12 protein-coding genes are annotated in these 16,235 nt (G+C 64.3%); 5 read left to right on the top strand and 7 right to left on the bottom strand.

Annotated elements, in window-relative coordinates:
• Positions 1-43 precede the first annotated feature (43 nt).
• Positions 44-979 (bottom strand): oxidoreductase, encoded by a 936-nt coding sequence (locus tag ABIC09_RS12360; protein ID WP_502917664.1) that lies wholly within the window; start codon positions 977-979, stop codon positions 44-46.
• Between the two features lie 36 nt (positions 980-1,015).
• Here ABIC09_RS12360 and ABIC09_RS12355 point away from each other — a divergent pair, with 36 nt between their 5' ends.
• The 3 genes from ABIC09_RS12355 (at position 1,016) to ABIC09_RS12345 (ending at position 3,616) form a co-directional block, all read left to right on the top strand.
• Entirely contained in the window at positions 1,016-1,567 is a 552-nt protein-coding gene (locus ABIC09_RS12355) for a TetR/AcrR family transcriptional regulator (RefSeq protein WP_354109421.1), read from the top strand.
• A 343-nt stretch (positions 1,568-1,910) separates the two neighbouring features.
• Complete coding sequence (locus tag ABIC09_RS12350; protein ID WP_354109420.1) at positions 1,911-2,789, top strand: hypothetical protein; 879 nt, start codon at positions 1,911-1,913, stop codon at positions 2,787-2,789.
• Entirely contained in the window at positions 2,735-3,616 is an 882-nt protein-coding gene (locus ABIC09_RS12345; protein WP_354109419.1) for an alpha/beta hydrolase family protein, read from the top strand. Before ABIC09_RS12350 ends, ABIC09_RS12345 begins: the two co-directional genes overlap by 55 nt.
• A gap of 51 nt (positions 3,617-3,667) precedes the next feature.
• Here ABIC09_RS12345 and ABIC09_RS12340 read toward each other — a convergent pair whose 3' ends face one another.
• Both ABIC09_RS12340 and ABIC09_RS12335 read right to left on the bottom strand, forming a co-directional pair.
• A complete protein-coding gene (locus ABIC09_RS12340; protein WP_354109418.1) occupies positions 3,668-5,335 on the bottom strand; it encodes a regulator in 1,668 nt (555 codons plus the stop codon).
• A gap of 4 nt (positions 5,336-5,339) precedes the next feature.
• Entirely contained in the window at positions 5,340-6,044 is a 705-nt protein-coding gene (locus ABIC09_RS12335) for a cysteine hydrolase family protein (RefSeq protein ID WP_354035885.1), read from the bottom strand.
• Positions 6,045-6,664: 620 nt separating this feature from the next.
• Here ABIC09_RS12335 and ABIC09_RS12330 point away from each other — a divergent pair.
• Positions 6,665-10,141 (top strand): indolepyruvate ferredoxin oxidoreductase family protein, encoded by a 3,477-nt coding sequence (locus tag ABIC09_RS12330; protein WP_354109417.1) that lies wholly within the window; start codon positions 6,665-6,667, stop codon positions 10,139-10,141.
• A 141-nt stretch (positions 10,142-10,282) separates the two neighbouring features.
• On the opposite strand, the gene ABIC09_RS12325 is transcribed toward ABIC09_RS12330, so the two are convergent.
• From ABIC09_RS12325 to ABIC09_RS12310, 4 genes are all read right to left on the bottom strand, one after another.
• Positions 10,283-12,010 carry an FAD-dependent oxidoreductase gene (locus ABIC09_RS12325; protein ID WP_354109416.1) on the bottom strand — a complete coding sequence of 576 codons (1,728 nt, stop codon included), beginning with the start codon at positions 12,008-12,010 and terminating at the stop codon, positions 10,283-10,285.
• 58 nt (positions 12,011-12,068) lie between these two features.
• Positions 12,069-13,088 (bottom strand): S1C family serine protease, encoded by a 1,020-nt coding sequence (locus tag ABIC09_RS12320; RefSeq protein WP_148752428.1) that lies wholly within the window; start codon positions 13,086-13,088, stop codon positions 12,069-12,071.
• A 91-nt stretch (positions 13,089-13,179) separates the two neighbouring features.
• The gene (locus tag ABIC09_RS12315) at positions 13,180-13,629 is read right to left on the bottom strand and encodes a gluconate 2-dehydrogenase subunit 3 family protein (RefSeq protein WP_354109415.1); all 450 of its coding nucleotides are present in this window, start codon (positions 13,627-13,629) and stop codon (positions 13,180-13,182) included.
• 7 nt (positions 13,630-13,636) lie between these two features.
• Positions 13,637-15,235, bottom strand: a complete 1,599-nt coding sequence (locus ABIC09_RS12310; RefSeq protein ID WP_354109414.1) for a GMC family oxidoreductase — start codon at positions 15,233-15,235, stop codon at positions 13,637-13,639.
• Positions 15,236-15,435: 200 nt separating this feature from the next.
• Here ABIC09_RS12310 and ABIC09_RS12305 point away from each other — a divergent pair, with 200 nt between their 5' ends.
• Positions 15,436-16,224: a thermonuclease family protein gene (locus tag ABIC09_RS12305; RefSeq protein ID WP_148752431.1), complete on the top strand. Its 789-nt coding sequence runs from the start codon at positions 15,436-15,438 to the stop codon at positions 16,222-16,224.
• Positions 16,225-16,235: the final 11 nt, after the last annotated feature.

Genomic DNA, 16,235 nt, shown 5'->3' with positions numbered 1-16,235 from the left:
CACCCACCGATACGACGCTGACGCTTGTTCCGGCCGCATCCCGTCAAAAGGCTCGCGCCGTGCGGGCAGGCTGCGATGCGGCTACCGCATCGAGCCGCAGATCCTTTCGAATCCCGGCGTCCACCAGACCGGCTGGCGCAAACCTGCGAAGGAGCCGCAGGCGGTTCGCGAGCTTGCCTGCCGCATACCGGACTTTCGGCTGCGCCGCGCTCGCCGCCTTCAGAACGGTCTCGGCCACGACGGCAGGGAGCTCGGCCGTTGCCATCACCTCGTTCACCCGCTTGATGACGCCCGCGCGAGACTCGCGATACTCATCGAGCTTGGCATCCGGCTCCATGAAGTTCGCATCGAATGGCGTCTTCGTGTACGCTGGCTCGATGACCGAGACCCGGATGCCCCGCGTGCGCAGCTCATGGTCAAGTGATTCCGAATAGCCTTCCACGGCGTGCTTGGTCGCGGCATAGAGCGCGCCATAAGGCATCGGTAGAAAGCCAAGCACGGAGCCGATGTTGATGATGCGACCATTCCCTTGGCGTCGCATGTGAGGCACGACAGCGCGAGTCATCCTTACCAGTCCGAAGAAATTCGTGTCGAAAATCGATCGAGCCTGATCCATCGAGCTCTCTTCCGCTCCGGCAGGGGCAACACCGAAGCCGGCGTTGTTCACGAGCAGATCGATGCGGCCCTCGCGCTGCATCACTTCGCCGACGGCGGCTTCAACGGATTCATCGCTGGTCACATCGAGGGCCAGCATCTCGAACGACCGCCTGCCGGCCTGTGCGCCTCGTCTGCTGGTGCCGTAGACCTTGTAGCCGGCTTTCGCGAGCCGCTCCGCTGTGGCTTCGCCGATGCCTGATGAGGCGCCGGTAACAAGCGCGATCCTGGTGTTGGTCGTATTCACGAGCTTCTCCTGTGAGGGTGCCAGCCCCGAACCATTTTGATTACGATCGTAACTATTGATGTAAATGACGATCGTCATTATGATTGTCAAGACCCGGGACCAAGGATCTGCGACATGCGCGTTTCAAAGGAACAGGCGGCCAGGAATCGCGAGCGCATTCTCGATGCCGCCTCCCGCCTCATACGAGAGCGCGGCATCTCCGGCATGGGTGTCGACGCGCTGGCCGACGCTGCCGGGATGACCCATGGCAGCATGTACAGTCAGTTCGGCTCCAAAGAACGGCTTGTCGAAGAAGCGGTGACTCACGCCGTTGTCGGCAAAGAGCGAGAAATACCCGACGGATTTGCGCTCGGGGACTATTTTTCCGAGTACCTCTCGGCGGGACATCGCGACAAACCGGGAAGCGGTTGCCCTTTCGCAGCCCTGTGTTGTGAGATGCCGCGCCAAAGTGGCGGCGTGAGAGAACGTTTCACAGCCGGAGTGCGGCGCATGATCGGGCTGCTGAGTGCTCGAATGGCCTCAACGCTAAAGCCGCGGCAGCGCGAAGAGAAGGCGCTCGCGACGGCCGCCTCCCTGATCGGGGCACTCGTGCTCGCCCGCGCCGTGAACGATCCCAAGCTGTCCGACGACATTCTTCGCGCGACCAGAAACCACTTAAGCGATTGATCGCACCTCGCAGCGCCGCCGATGGTTCTACGTGGAGTTGACATAACGTAACGCTACTATATTTGACACAAAGACGTAACCGCGCTGATGCACACGAAACGCGATAGAGACGCCAATGTCAGCTCGTCCCCTGATCCCGCGCAGGAAACTGTTTGGCAATCCGACCTACGTCGGAGCGAAGCTGTCGCCGGATGGCCAATGGCTGTCCTGGCTTGCGCCCGTCGACGGCGTTCTGAACGTGTGGGTATCGCCGGTCGACAGCATCGCCGCGGGGCAGCCAGTGACGCGCACACGAGGCCGACCAATCAACTGGCAGACCTGGAGCCCGGATGGTCGCTACATCATGTTTCTCAACGACGAGAACGGCGATGAGAATCTGCACCTGTTCGTCGTCGATCCCCACACGCAGGAGCTCCGTGATCTAACGCCATTCGCGAACGTCCGGGCGCTTCCGACCTACTGGTCGCATGTTGTGCCGGACAAGGTCGCGGTCAATCTCAACGATCGCGACCCGCGTTGGCACGACACCTTCCTGCTCGATCTGGCAAGCGGCGAGCGTTCCCTGATCTGGGAAAACCGTCAGGAGTTCGACTATGTCGGGCTCGACTGGCAGCTGAGGCCGCGCCACGCCCGCAGCAACGCGGCCGACGGAGGTACACGGCTTTGGCGCCTCGAGGGTGGGGAGGCGACGCACTGGCGCGACGTTCCGTTCGAGGCCTACACAAGTACACGGCTCTGGACGTTCGACGCCGGATGTAACCACCTCCACATGAGCTCGAGCCTGGAGCATGACAAGTCGACGCTGCTGCGGGTCGACTGGTGGATCGGTGACGAGCGCGTCCTGTATCAAAGCGACTGCGCCGACGTGACGGGCGCCATCTTCAATACCAAAACCTTCGAACCGGAAGCAGTTTGCATCGACCCCGGCCGGCAGGAATGGACGGCATTAACGCCAGCGGTCGCGAGCGAACTCGACCTGATCAAGAGGCGACTGCCGGACCACGCGTTTTATGTCGAAAGCCAGAGTGATGATGGCCGGCAATGGATCGTGGCGGGCCACGCGCCAGATCAGCCCGTCACATATCATCTGCTTGACCGCGATAGGCAGACCATCACCGAGCTATTCACGGCGCGGCCCGAGCTAAGACCCTACCGCGCCTCGCACCGATGCAGGAAGTTCAGGGCAAGTCGCGCGACGGACTCACGCTCGTCTCCTACCTGACGCTACCGGCGGATATCGAGGGCGACCGCCCGCCCCGGCCGCTGCCGATGGTCCTCATCGTCCACGGTGGTCCGTGGGGCCGGGACATCTACGGCTATCGCAGGGATCACCAATGGCTGGCCGATCGTGGCTACGCCGTGCTTTCGGTCAACTATCGGGGATCGACGGGTTTCGGCAAGGCGTTCGTCGCGGCAAGCGAGAAAGAGCACGCGCGCAAGATGCATGACGACCTCATCGACATGGTCGATTGGGCAATTGCCGAGGGCATCGCGCAGAAGGACAAGATCGCGATTTTCGGCCTGTCCTACGGTGGACTGGCCTCGTTCGTCGGCGCGACCTTCACGCCGGACGTGTTCTGCTGTTCCGTACCGGTCGTAGGCATCTCCAACCTGCAAACGCTGCTGGAATCCATGCCGCCCTATTGGGCCGGCTTCGCTGAATTCATGTATCGCAGCTACGGCGATCCCCGCACTGAGGAAGGCCGCAAGCTGCTGGCCGAACGCTCGCCGATCAACAAGGTCGACAACATCAAGAAGCCCATGCTGATCTTTCATGGCGCCAACGACGTTCGCTGCAAGATTGCGGAAAGCGACACCATCGCGGCGGCCATGCAGGCGAAAAAGATTCCCGTGACCTACATCGTCTATCCCGATGAGGGACACGGATTTCAGAGGCCGCCGAACCAGCTCTCCCATCTCGCAATTGCCGAAGCGTTCTTTGCACGGCATCTGGGCGGCGCCTGCGAGCCCGTCGGCGAGGATTTCAATGGATCCAGTCACGAGGTTCGTGCCGGGGCCGATATCCTGTCCGATCTGGGCCTGGCCTGAAAAAGCGGCCGGGCGACATGGTCACCCGGCCGCGATCAATGCTGGCTAAAGCTACTCCGCCGGCGCGGCGTGCATCTCCGGATGAGAGGCATAATGCTCGGTGGTGCCGAGCTTGCTGGCCGCGAACAGGCCGGCCGCCATCACGGCATAGGCGAACGCCACCGCAGGCGTCACGCCGAAGCCGCCGCCGATGCCGACGGCTTCGCCGTGCATGAAGCCGAAATAGGTCAGTACCGCGCCAACGAGCGCGAAGGCTGACGCCTTTTCGAAATCGCGCTCGATGATAAAGACGCCGATCGCACCGAGGATGAGGCCACCAAGGATGGAGCCGCCGCCCATCACTTCCAGCCCGTGATAGAACACGCCCTGCTGCGGCAATGCGGCGATCGCTGCGGTCTTGACCGCGTCGGCCTTGTCGGCGGCCATCCCGCCAACCGTTGCTGCGGCCGTCATGGTCGAGCCCAGCATGGTGTCGATCTGGAGCTTGGCCCAGGCGGCGAGATGCGGGGTCAGCGCCAGCACGATCGCCGGCGCGTGCTTGACCGGCGTGGTCTGAAACGCCTGCGCACCGATCAGCATGCCGATATAGAGCAGGATCGGCGAGATCGCGACCACCGGCACCAGCGCCAGCAGCACCGAGATGATGCCGAACCAGGCCAGCACCACCACCATGATGCCGGTCGCAGCCGAATAGCCGATGCGGCCGCCCATCGCCTTCCAGCCGGGATGGCCGATATAGACGGCGTTGATGAAGGGATTGCCCATCAGGCAGCCGATCAGGCTGACGATGCCGTCGGCGGTCAGCACGCGCGTGGTCGGATATTCGTCACCGGCCGCTTCAGCGCTCTCCACATTGTCCATCGCCTCGACCAGGTCATAGATTCCGAACGGAATGGCGGTAACGAGGATGACGCCGAGATATTCGAAGCCGGAGAAGACATAGCCTACCGCCGGGATCGGCACCGAGAAGCCGAAATTGGAGAAGGCAGCCCCCACGCCCGCGATGCTCAATCCGCCGAGGCCGAGCCCGAACAGGTTCGATCCCCAGGCGATGATCATGCCGGCCGCAATGGCGACGAGACCCGCGGGAATGCCTTTCGGATACTTCACACCACCAAACCAGCTCACCAGGATGATGGCAAAGCAGACCAGGCCGATCTGCGGCGTCATGTACATCTCGAGCGCAGGCCGCATCGAGATGAAGGTGACGGAGACGCCGGCAAGCGTGCCGAGCAGCGCTGCGCGCGGCGTGATCTTGCGAATGAACGGCGCGACGAAGCCGCCGATCATGAGGATGAAGCTCTGGAAGAACACCCAGACCAGGCCGGCCGACCAGCCCTTGAGCGGATCGCCGGTCTTGAGCGTGATCGGCAGCATGATCACGAAGGTGACGATGAACATGTGCGGCACGCTGACACCCGAGGGCAGCGCGCAGACGTCGCTGCGGCCGGTCTTCTGCGCCAGGCGATAGGCAAGGAAGGCGTAATAGAAAGTCGACAGGCACATCATCAGCCCGAGCGCGGGCAGGATGCGGCCGAATACGAGACTGTCCGGCATCTTCAATACGAAACGCAGCAGGCCCGTGAGCACCAGCATGTTGACGAGGATATTGGTGCCGAAGCCGAAAAACGCGTTCCAGTCGCCCGATGTCCATAACGCCGGCTTGAACTCGGGCTTGTTCAAATCGGACTTGCCGGCCGTCCCCGTCAATGTGCTCATCATATTACCCCTGTGTGGTCGAAGTCTTCATCGCCTCCAGTACTGCAGCTGAGTCAGCTACCCAGCCGAAGATGCCGCCCTGGGCCTTGATCATCTTCAGGCCCATCTCGTGAAACTCGGGGAAGTAGGATGCGCAACCGTCCGAGATGACGACGCAGCGATAGCCGCGGTCATTGGCCTCGCGCACGGTGGTGTTGACGCACACTTCGGTGGTGACGCCGCACACCAGAAGATTCTCGATGCCATATTGCTCCAGCACATCGGTGAGCTCGGTGGCGTAGAACGCGCCCTTGCCGGGCTTGTCGATGATGACCTCGCTGTCGAGCGGATAAAGCTCCGGGATGATGTCGTGACCGGCTTCGCCACGAATAAGAATGCGGCCCATCGGACCGGGATCGCCGATCCGCAAGGACGGTGCGCCGCGCTCGACCTTCGCCGGCGGCGCATCGGAGAGATCGGGCAGATGACCCTCTCGGGTGTGGACCACCAGCATGCCAGTGTCGCGCGCCGCCTTCAGCACCGCCCCGATCGGCTTCACGGCGCGCGCGAGCTGACTGACGTCGTTGCCGAGCGTTTCACCGAAGCCACCGGGCTCCATGAAGTCGCGCTGCATGTCGATGATCACGAGCGCGGTGCTCGCCCAGTCGAGCTGGATCGGCTCGGGTTCGGCGTTGATGACGCCCAGTGTCGGCTTGGTTGAGCTCAACATGACTCAAGGCCCCCGCGAGAACTCTCTTTGCCAGGAGTTCTGCAAGCGCCGTGCCATTGTGTACAATTGCGATTGAACGCGCAGCGTAGAGAAATTCGCTGCGCTATCAGAATGTTATCGGATGAGATCGTCTCTGCTTATTCGCTGTGCGACGGCTTTGCGACGTGCATTTGCTCAAAGGATGAGCGCTCTCCGTCGTCATTCCGGGGCGACGCATAAGCGTCGAGCCGGAATCCATCGGGCCGCAATATATGAGGCGAAATGGATTCCGGGCTCACCACTTCGTCGCGCCCCGAATGACGAGCGGAGAGTGTGGCGCTGCCACCCCACCCCAAACAGCTACCGATGTTTTTCCTCATACGCCTACGAATCCTTCAGCGTCGCCATATTGCGCAACATCGTCGCGACAAACGTCCTTGCCTTTGTCGAACGCGCGTCTTCACCCCGGGGCTTCTGTACGGCGCCTGCCACAAGCCATGACGAGCGGGAGCGCCACGGATGCGGCCAGCGATATTGACTTCACCGGTCCATGCTCTTGACTGCGACCAGCTGCTTCGCAACCGAAATTCCCTCCCGCAGCGCACACCCTCGCCGGACCAAGAAAAGCAAGGACTTTCGAAATGACGCTGATGCAGGTCGAGCTGGACGACAAGTACCGGCTCGAATCGAAGCGGATCTTCCTGTCCGGCACCCAGGCCCTGGTCCGCCTGCCCATGCTGCAGCGCGAACGCGACCGACTCCAGGGGCTCAACACCGGCGGCTTCATCTCCGGCTATCGCGGTTCCCCGCTCGGCATGTACGATCATGCGCTGTGGCGCGCGAAGTCGCACCTCCAGCAGCACGACATCGCCTTCGTCCCCGGCCTGAACGAGGATCTGGCGGCGACCGCCGTCTGGGGCAGTCAGCAGGTCGGCCTGTTTCCCGGCGCCAAGGTCGATGGCGTATTCGGCATCTGGTACGGCAAGGGCCCCGGCGTCGACCGATCGGTCGACGCGCTCAAGCACGCCAATGCGGCCGGTACCTCGCTCAATGGCGGCGTGCTCGCGCTCGCCGGCGACGACCACGGCTGCCAGTCCTCGACGCTGGCGCATCAGAGCGAGCAGGTCTTCGCCGCGGCCCTGATCCCCGTGATCAATCCGGCAACGCTGCAGGATTACCTCGATCTCGGCCTCTACGGTTTCGCGCTGTCGCGCTTCTCCGGCTGCTGGGTCGGCTTCAAGGCCATCAGCGAGACCGTGGAGAGCTCGGCCTCGATTGACAGCGATCCCGCGCGCATCCAGATCAGGCTCCCCGATGATTTCGAGATGCCGCCCGGCGGCCTCAACATCCGCTGGCCCGATCCGCCGCTGGACGCCGAGCGGCGGTTGTTCGGCCCCAAGATGGCCGCGGTGCAAGCCTTTGCCCGTGCCAACCAGCTCGACCGCATCGTGCTCGATTCAAAGCCCGCGCGGCTCGGCATCGTCGCGACCGGCAAGGCCTATCTCGATCTGCGCCAGGCGCTGGCCGACTTGGGGATCACCGACAAGGACGCGCAGGATCTCGGCCTTCGCATCTACAAGGTCGCACTGACCTGGCCGCTGGAGGAAAGCGGCGCCAGGCGTTTCGCCGAAGGCCTTCAGGACGTGCTGGTGGTCGAGGAAAAGCGTGGCTTCATCGAAGACCAGCTGATGCGCATCCTCTACAACATCGATGCGTCCCGGCGTCCGACCGTCACGGGAAAACGCGACGAGAGCGGCGCGCCGCTGCTGCCGAGCGAAGGCGAGCTGACGCCGACCATCGTTGCGGGCGCGCTGGTGGCGCGGCTGCGCAAGCTCGGTCATCACAGCCCGGTGCTGGAGCAGCGTCTCGCCCGGCTGGAGGCCTTCGACAATCCCGTCACCGCCACCACGCAGATCAAGCTCGCGCGCACGCCGTTCTTCTGCTCGGGCTGCCCGCACAACACGTCGACGCGTGTGCCCGAGGGCAGCCGCGCCATGGCCGGCATCGGCTGCCACGGCATGGCCCTGAGCATGCCGACCCGCCGCACCGACCTGATCTCGCACATGGGCGCCGAGGGCGTGAACTGGATCGGCCAGTCGCCCTTCACCACCGAGAAGCACATTTTTCAGAATCTCGGCGACGGCACCTATACGCATTCCGGGCTCCTCGCCCTTCGCGCGGCATCGGCCGCCGGCATCAACATCACCTACAAGATTCTCTACAACGACGCCGTCGCGATGACGGGCGGCCAGCCGGCCGAGGGCGCCTTTAACGTCGCACAGATCGCGCACCAGGTCTGGGCCGAGGGCGTCAAGCGCCTTGCGATCGTCTCGGACGATCCGAGCAAATATCCCGACGGCAATTACTTCCCGCAAGGCGCGACCATCCATCACCGCCGCGAGCTCGATGCCGTGCAGCGCGAGCTGCGCGACATCACGGGCCTCACGGTCGTGATCTACGATCAGACCTGCGCCGCGGAAAAGCGCCGCCGCCGCAAGCGCGGTCTCTATCCCGATCCCGCCAAGCGCGCCTTCATCAACGAGCTCATCTGCGAAGGCTGCGGCGATTGCTCACAAGCGTCCAACTGCGTCTCGGTGCAGCCGCTGGAAACCGAGTTCGGCCGCAAGCGCCAGATCGACCAGTCGAACTGCAACAAGGACTTTTCCTGCGTCGAGGGCTTTTGCCCGAGTTTTGTCACCGTGCATGGCGGTTCACTGAAGCGCGTGAAGACGTCGGCGGTGGATTCAGGCCAGATGTTCGCCGATTTGCCGCTGCCGCCCGCGCGTGAACTCGAAGGCCCCTACAACATCCTCGTCACCGGCATCGGCGGCACCGGCGTCATCACCATCGGCGCCCTGCTCGGCATGGCCGCTCATGTCGACGGCCGCGGCTGCTCGGCGCTGGATTTCACCGGCCTGTCGCAGAAGAACGGCGCCGTGATGAGTCATGTCCGTATCGCACAGAGGCCGGAGGACATTTCCGCGGTCCGTATCACCACCGGCGGCGCGGACGTCATCCTCGGCTGTGACATGATCGTCTCGGCCGGCCCCACCGCGCTGAGCCGCGCCGAGCGCGGGGTGACCAAGGCCTATATCAACGCCGACCTGCAGCCGACCGCCAGCTTCGTGCAAAACCCCGATCTCGATTTCGAGATGGGCACGATGCAGACCGTGCTGCGCGACGCCATCGGCGACAAGAACCTCGACATCATCGACGCGACGGGCATCGCCGCGGCGCTGATAGGCGACAGCATCGCGACCAATCCCTTCATGCTCGGCTTCGCCTTCCAGAAGGGCGCGATCCCGCTGTCGCTGGAGGCCCTGCTCCGCGCCATCGAGATCAACGGCGCCGCGATCGAGATGAACAAGCTCGCCTTCACCTGGGGACGGCTGGCCGCCCACGACATGTCGCGCGTGCGCAGCGTGCTCCAGTTCAAGAGCCGGGCGAGCGCGCCGACGAAGTCGCTCGACGACATCATCGCGACCCGGGCGGAGTTTTTGACCGGCTATCAGAACAAGGCCTATGCGGATCGCTATCTCGCGGCCATCTCCAAGGTGCGCAAAGCGGAGACGGCGGCCTCGCCCGCGTCCACGGAGCTGACCGAAGCGGCCGCGAAAAACCTGTTCAAGCTGATGTCCTACAAGGACGAGTACGAGGTCGCGCGGCTCTACACCGACGGCAGTTTTGCCAGGAAGGTGTCGGAGAAATTCGACGGTGACTTCACGCTGAAGTTCCATCTGGCGCCGCCGATCTTCGCGCAGCGTGACAAGACGACCGGGCATCTGCAGAAGAAGGAGTTTGGCGGCTGGATGATCCACGCCTTCCGCGTGCTGGCGAAGCTCAAGTTTTTGCGAGGCGGCGCGTTCGATCCGTTCGGCCGCACCGAGGAGCGGCGGGCGGAGCGCAAGCTGATCGAGGAATATCTGTCGATGATTGATCAGCGGACAGCCGGCCTGCAGGCGGAGGAAATTCCGCTGCTGGCGAGGCTTGCCCGCGTGCCGGAGACGATCCGCGGCTTCGGCCATGTCAAGGAGGCGAACGTCAAGCTGGCTGCGGCCGAGAAGGCGCGGCTCGAGGCCGAGCTGGAGAACAGCCGTTTCGCTGCGGCGGCGGAGTAACGACGAGAGGGGCAAGCCCTCTGCTCGTCATTGCGAGGAGCCCTTGCGACGAAGCAATCAAGACTGCCACCGTGGAATGATTCCTGGATTGCTTCGCTGCGCTCGCAATGACGGAGATTGTGGATACAGCGGAGATAACGATCAGAGGGATAGCTTGGCAGCACGCGTCGCCGTCACCACACTCCCCTCCGCCAGATGTCGTCCCGCGATATACCCGAACGTCAGCGCCGGCCCGAGCGTGATGCCCGGCCCGGGATAATTCCCATTCATGATCGAGCCCATGTCGTTGCCGCAGGCGTAAAGGCCCGCGATCGGCGTGCCGTCCGCGCGCAGCACGCGCGCCTGCGCGTCCACCTTCATGCCGATGGCGGTGCCGAGATCGGCCGGGTAGATGCGCATCGCGAAGAATGGCGCATGGTGGATCGACGCGACGCAAGGGTTTGGCTTATGGCTGATATCGCCGAGGTGCCGCTGGTAGATGGTGCTGCCACGGCCGAATTCGGGATCGCGGCCCTCCTTCGCGCCGGAATTGTAGCTCGCGATCGTCGCACTCAGCACAGACGGCTTGATGCCGATCTTCGCCGCGAGCTGCGCGATATCAGGCGCCTCGATCAACTCGCCGCTCGCGATATAGCGCCTGGTACCACGCGCAAATGGCTTGATGCGGCCGAGGCCATAGCTCCACAGAAACTGACGGTCGCAGATCAGATAGAACGGCCGATCCGGCTCGCCATTGCCATCGCGCAGCATGGCGAGCACGAACTCATGGTAGGACAGCGCCTCGTTGACGAAGCGTCGCCCCGCGGCGTTGACGGCGATCACGCCGGGCTTGGCGCGGTCGGTCACGGTATGCGGGAAGACGCCGCGGCTGCCGTCGTCACGGCGGAACAGCGAAGCAGGTACCCAATAGGCCGGGCTGGTCGCCTCCGTGTTGAGCGCAGCACTGGCCGTCATCGCGAGCCGAAGCCCGTCGCCTGTACCTGCTGTGCTGGTCGCCGAGACGAAGCCGGCCGCAGGCGGGAAAAAGCGCTTGCGCAACGCGGCGTCGTGCGAAAAGCCGCCGGTCGCCAGCACGACACCTCGCCTCGCTGCGATGGAGCGATCGCGTGAGCCATGGCGAATGACCACGCCGCTGACTCGATCGCCCTGCACCGACAAATCCTCGACATCGGCGCTGAAGAGGATCTCGACCTGCCGCGCCAGCAGCGACGCATAGAGCCGCGCCGCAAGCGCATTGCCGAGATGCAATGTCGTGCCGCGGGGCCAGCGCAGCCGCTGCAGCGCATACTCCGAGACCAGCCGCGCCGCACGCAAGGTCGAGCGCAGCGATTTTCCGATCCGGCGCAGATGCCGGATGTCGAGGCGATTGACCATCATCCCGCCGAACAGCGTGAACTCCGGCAATGGCGCACGCAGCCGCGCGAAATGCGCGCCCAGCCGGGTGCCGTCGAACGCAACTGGCTCCAGCACGCGTCCGCCCGGCGTCGCACCGAGCCGCTCCGGATAAAAGTCCGGATAGGGTTTCACCGGCTGCAGGCGAACTTCCGTGTTGGCTTCGAGATAGGCAACCGCCTCTGGCCCACGCGCAAGGAAGGCAGCGCGCAGGCCCGCATTGGCGGGCTCCGGCACCGTGCTCGACAGATACCGAACGGCATCCGTGATGCTGTCGGCGAGCCCCGCCTCCTTCATCCTGGCATTGGCAGGGATCCACACCATGCCGCCGGACCACGCGGTCGTGCCACCGACAAAGGCGGTCTTCTCGATCACCAGCACGTGCAACCCTTCGGCGGCGGCAACCGCCGCAGCGGTCATGCCGCCGGCACCGGCGCCGATGACAATGACGTCGTAGGTCTCATGCGCCGGCATCATGCGGCGAGGGTCCGGAGGCGAGGCATGACACCGTCATACCCCGCCTGTGGCCTCACAGCTAGCGCTGCGGCTTCCGCTCGATCGGATCGATCTCGATCGCCCGCAGGCGCCCGAGTCGCAGCACGTCCATGGCGAGCCGCCGGCCGATCCGGTCGCGGTCGAGCACCCGGATCAGATCGTCGACGCCGTTGATGTCGACACCGTCCAGCCTGATCACGACGTCGCCTGGCAACAGGCCCGCCTTCGCCGCCGGGCCGTCCTGCTCGATCTGCATCAGGAGCGCGCCCATCTTGTTCTCGACGCCGGCCAGCACCGCGTGCCGCCGCGGGACCGGTGCGGTCTGTCCGGCAACGCCGATGAAGGCGCGGCGGACGTAACCATGACGGATGATCTCCGAGAGCACGAACTGCGCGGTATTGCTGGCAACCGCAAAGCAGATGCCTTGCGCGCCATTGATGATCGCGGTGTTGATGCCGATCACCTCTGCATTCGACGACACCAGCGGTCCGCCGGAATTGCCAGGATTGAGCGCGGCATCGGTCTGGATCACGTCCTCGATGGTGCGGCCGCTGACGGAGCGGATCGAGCGCCCGAGCGCCGAGACGACGCCGGCGGTGACGGTCGATTCAAAGCCGAGCGGATTGCCGATCGCGATCACAAGCTGGCCGCGCCGCAACGTCTTCGAGTTGCCAAGCGCGGCATAGGGCAAGTCGCGCACGCCATTGGCGCGCAACAGCGCCAGATCTGTATCAGGGTCGACGCCGAGCACCCGGGCGTCGCCGACGTTGCCCTCGACGTCCCGCAGCCGGATCTCCTTGGAGGTCCCAACCACATGGCTGTTGGTGAGGACGAGCCCATCCGGCGAGATCACGATGCCCGAGCCGAGCCCGCCCCGTTCGCGGCCGTTCGGCACTTTTGGCCCGGTCTCGACGCGGACGACGGCTGGACCGACGCGGTCGGTGACGTCGATCACGGCATTGGAATAGGCGTCCAGCAGGGCCCGGTCATTGTCCGCGACAGCCGCCGCCGTTCGCGATGACACCGCGTCATCGACGATATCTGAAGTGAAATCCAGCATGGCAAAAGTCCTTGAGGCTCACACAGATGGTGGCCTGTTCCGTCAGGCGCAAGTGGCCCGTCTGGGGCGCAAGGCTGGACTGCCTAGGTGGCTAGGGTGCCCGCCGCAACGTACCGGACCTGGCCTTGACCGGGTCGAGCAGCGACCAGTCGCCGTCCGGGAGCACATAGCCGTTGGGGAACGGCGCGCGCAGCTCGAGCCCGAGCGAGCGCAGCACGCGATCGTCGCGGTAGTAGCATTGCAGCACGACGCGAACGAGTGTCGCGGCCGCCGCGCCGCCCTGCTTGCGAAACTCCTGCGCCACTGCATCGCGCCTGGCGGCATCGAGCTCCGCGAGCGGCTGGCCGGCGAGCCGCGCCAGATGGTCCAGCGCCGCCGTCACCAATCTGGCGTCGCGCCCGAGCGTCGCAAGAATGTCGGCCTGGATCGCGGGGTCGTCAGCGCCGGGCACCTTGTATTCGTCGCTGGCGGGCACGATCATGCCGGCGACGGTGCGAAGGTCGTTGCATTGGACGCGCGTAAGCTGGTTGTCTGCGGACATGACGGCCTCAGTCGAACAGATTGGCGAGGCGCTGCTTCATCTGGTCGGCGATGTAGAGCGCGAGGGCCTGGATGGTGGAGGTCGGGTTCACGCCGCCCGAGGTGACAAAGATGCTGCCGTCGACGATGAACAGGTTCTTCACGTCATGCGTGCGGCCCCATTCGTTGACGACGGAGCGTTTTGGGTCGGTGCCCATCCGCGCGGTGCCGAGCAGATGCCAGCCGCCCCACGGGATCGGCGAATTGATGCAGATGTCGGTCGCCCCTGCCATTTCCAGGACCTCGCGGCCGCGGGCGAGCGCATGGTCCATCATCTTCCGGCTGTTCTCGCTGATCGTGTAGTTGATCTTCGGCGCGGGGATTCCGTGGCTGTCCTTCAGCACCGGATCGAGCGTGACCTGGTTGTGCTCCTCCGGCAGGTCCTCGCAGATCGCAGAGAACCCGAGCCGATGGCCGTTGAGCTTGCGGAAGACGCGGTGATGATCTGCGCCCCAGGGCAGAATGCCCTTCTGCTCGCTGACGACCGCCTCGAACACCGGCCCGGCCCCGCGCACGAACTGGACGCCATAGCCGCGCACGAAGCCGCGCGACAGGTCCGTGTCATACCACTGCTTGCTCCACAGGCAGGTCGGCGGCGCGCGGTTGCTGTCGGTCGGCTCCTTTACGTAACCATAGATCTGCGCATAGGGGTGGAACATCAAATTCCTGCCGACGAGGCCTGACGAGTTGGCAAGACCGTCCGGGAAGCGGTCAGATTTCGAGTTCAGCAGCAGCCGCGGCGTGCCGACGCCGTTGCAGGCAATGATGACGACATGCGCCGGCTGGAACTGCTCGACCCCGTCCTTGTCGTAATAGACCACGCCCGTGGCCATGCCGTTCTCGTCGGTCGTGATCTCGCGTACCCGGCAATGGGTGCGCAGCTCGACGCCGGCGCGGACCGCATGCGGCCAATAGGTGATGTCGGTCGAGGATTTTGCACCTTGCGCGCAGGCCGGCGTGCAATGGCCGAGATTGATGCAGCGGGCGCGGCCCTCATAATCCATGGTCGCAACCGTCGTGTCCGACGGCCACCAGTGCCAGCCGAGCTTGTTCATGGCCTTGCCGATGATGGCCCCGGACAATCCAAGCGGCTGTTGCGGCATCGGCGGATGCGTCAGCGGCGACAGCGGATCGCCCGATAGACCGGACGTGCCCATCATCCGGTCGTTCTCTTCGAAGAACGGGGTCAGGGCGTCGTAATCGATCGGCCAGTCGTCGGCGACGCCGTCCAGCGTCTTCACCTTGAAATCAGAGGGATGCAGTCGCGGCCAATGCGCGGTGTACATCACCGTCGAGCCACCGACCGCATTATAGTTGACGACCTTGATCGGCGAATTGTCGTCGTTGATCGGATAATCTTCGGGTCGGCCGCGGACATTCGGGCTCGACGACCACTCGCCGTAGAATTTGGCCTCCCAGTCGCGGCCCGTGCTGGGATATTCCGCCGGATTCATCCAGCCGCCCTGCTCCAGGCAGAGAATGTGCATCTTGGTCTCGGCCAGCGACCACGCCACTGCGGCGCCCGAAGCGCCGGCGCCGATGATCAGGACGTCCACGGGGTCTTTCATCAAAAAATCTTCCTCCCGCCCTCGCCGCTTCGCGGGCGATTCGGCCGTCACGGCTCACAAGGCCGGCAAACGATAGGGGCAGACCGGCCGGCGAGTAAAGGCTCGCGCGCGAATGTCGCACTTCGCACAGCGCAGACCATTGGTATCGTCCCAGCCGGATGCTAGGAACGGAGGCCAAGAGCAATCGATAGCGAGAGATTATGTCCGTCGAGAATTCATTTGCCGCCGCCCGCGCCTTCGCGCTCGTTTTATTTCTCGCTCTGTCCGGATCTCTGGGGATCTCCAGCCCCGCCACCGCGCTGACCGCCGCCGCGACCGTCCGTGACGCCAATTCCATTCAGCTCGGCGACGTCACCTACCGGCTCGACGGCGTCGACGCGCCCGAGCTGGACCAGATCTGCATCGACGATCACGCCGATCCCTGGACCTGCGGCATCGAGGCCCGCGACCAGCTCACCAAGCTGGTCGGCGGAAAGCCCGTGCGTTGCGACGATGTCGGTCCCGAGAAGAATTTTGGCAAGCGCCACCGCGCGGTCTGCACGGTCGAGGGCGACAAGGTCTCGTTGAACGAGCAGCTGCTCAAACTGGGCTTTGCCATCGCGCGCGAGCCCACCAAGGCCAACGTCAAGCCGGCGGCTGCCGAAGCCAAGACGGCATCTGCCGGCATCTGGAAGGGCTGCTTTGTTGCACCGCAAGAATTCCGCACCGGCAAGAAAGATGGCGCCCTGCTCGGCGCCGCCTGCCGCGCCGACCGCGACAAGGAGATTCGCGCGGTGCTGTTTCCGGAAGAACTGACGGCGCCGCCGAGCTGCGCCATCAAGGGCAAGCTCGCTGTGCGCGCGCGCGTCACCGGCAATATCGGCATCTATCATCTGCGGGGCTGCCCGAGCTACGCCGCAACCACCCAGCCGGACCGCTGGTTCTGCTCGGAGGACGACGCGCAGGCCTCGGGCTTCCGCAGGGCCTACAATTGCCGCCGGCCAAAGTGAGCAAGTGGTTC

Origin of the sequence: Bradyrhizobium sp. S3.12.5 (assembly GCF_040548225.1) — a bacterium.
Classification (GTDB): domain Bacteria; phylum Pseudomonadota; class Alphaproteobacteria; order Rhizobiales; family Xanthobacteraceae; genus Bradyrhizobium; species Bradyrhizobium cytisi.
This window is presented reverse-complemented; position numbering and strand designations above follow the sequence as displayed.

Bases quoted from the DNA above. Each gene is read 5' to 3' on its own strand.
- ABIC09_RS12360 (WP_502917664.1), bottom strand. From the start codon at position 979: ATGACGATCGTCATTTACATCAATAGTTACGATCGTAATCAAAATGGT.
- ABIC09_RS12355 (WP_354109421.1), top strand. From the start codon at position 1,016: ATGCGCGTTTCAAAGGAACAGGCGGCCAGGAATCGCGAGCGCATTCTC.
- ABIC09_RS12350 (WP_354109420.1), top strand. From the start codon at position 1,911: ATGTTTCTCAACGACGAGAACGGCGATGAGAATCTGCACCTGTTCGTC.
- ABIC09_RS12345 (WP_354109419.1), top strand. From the start codon at position 2,735: ATGCAGGAAGTTCAGGGCAAGTCGCGCGACGGACTCACGCTCGTCTCC.
- ABIC09_RS12340 (WP_354109418.1), bottom strand. From the start codon at position 5,335: ATGAGCACATTGACGGGGACGGCCGGCAAGTCCGATTTGAACAAGCCC.
- ABIC09_RS12335 (WP_354035885.1), bottom strand. From the start codon at position 6,044: ATGTTGAGCTCAACCAAGCCGACACTGGGCGTCATCAACGCCGAACCC.
- ABIC09_RS12330 (WP_354109417.1), top strand. From the start codon at position 6,665: ATGACGCTGATGCAGGTCGAGCTGGACGACAAGTACCGGCTCGAATCG.
- ABIC09_RS12325 (WP_354109416.1), bottom strand. From the start codon at position 12,010: ATGATGCCGGCGCATGAGACCTACGACGTCATTGTCATCGGCGCCGGT.
- ABIC09_RS12320 (WP_148752428.1), bottom strand. From the start codon at position 13,088: ATGCTGGATTTCACTTCAGATATCGTCGATGACGCGGTGTCATCGCGA.
- ABIC09_RS12315 (WP_354109415.1), bottom strand. From the start codon at position 13,629: ATGTCCGCAGACAACCAGCTTACGCGCGTCCAATGCAACGACCTTCGC.
- ABIC09_RS12310 (WP_354109414.1), bottom strand. From the start codon at position 15,235: ATGAAAGACCCCGTGGACGTCCTGATCATCGGCGCCGGCGCTTCGGGC.
- ABIC09_RS12305 (WP_148752431.1), top strand. From the start codon at position 15,436: ATGTCCGTCGAGAATTCATTTGCCGCCGCCCGCGCCTTCGCGCTCGTT.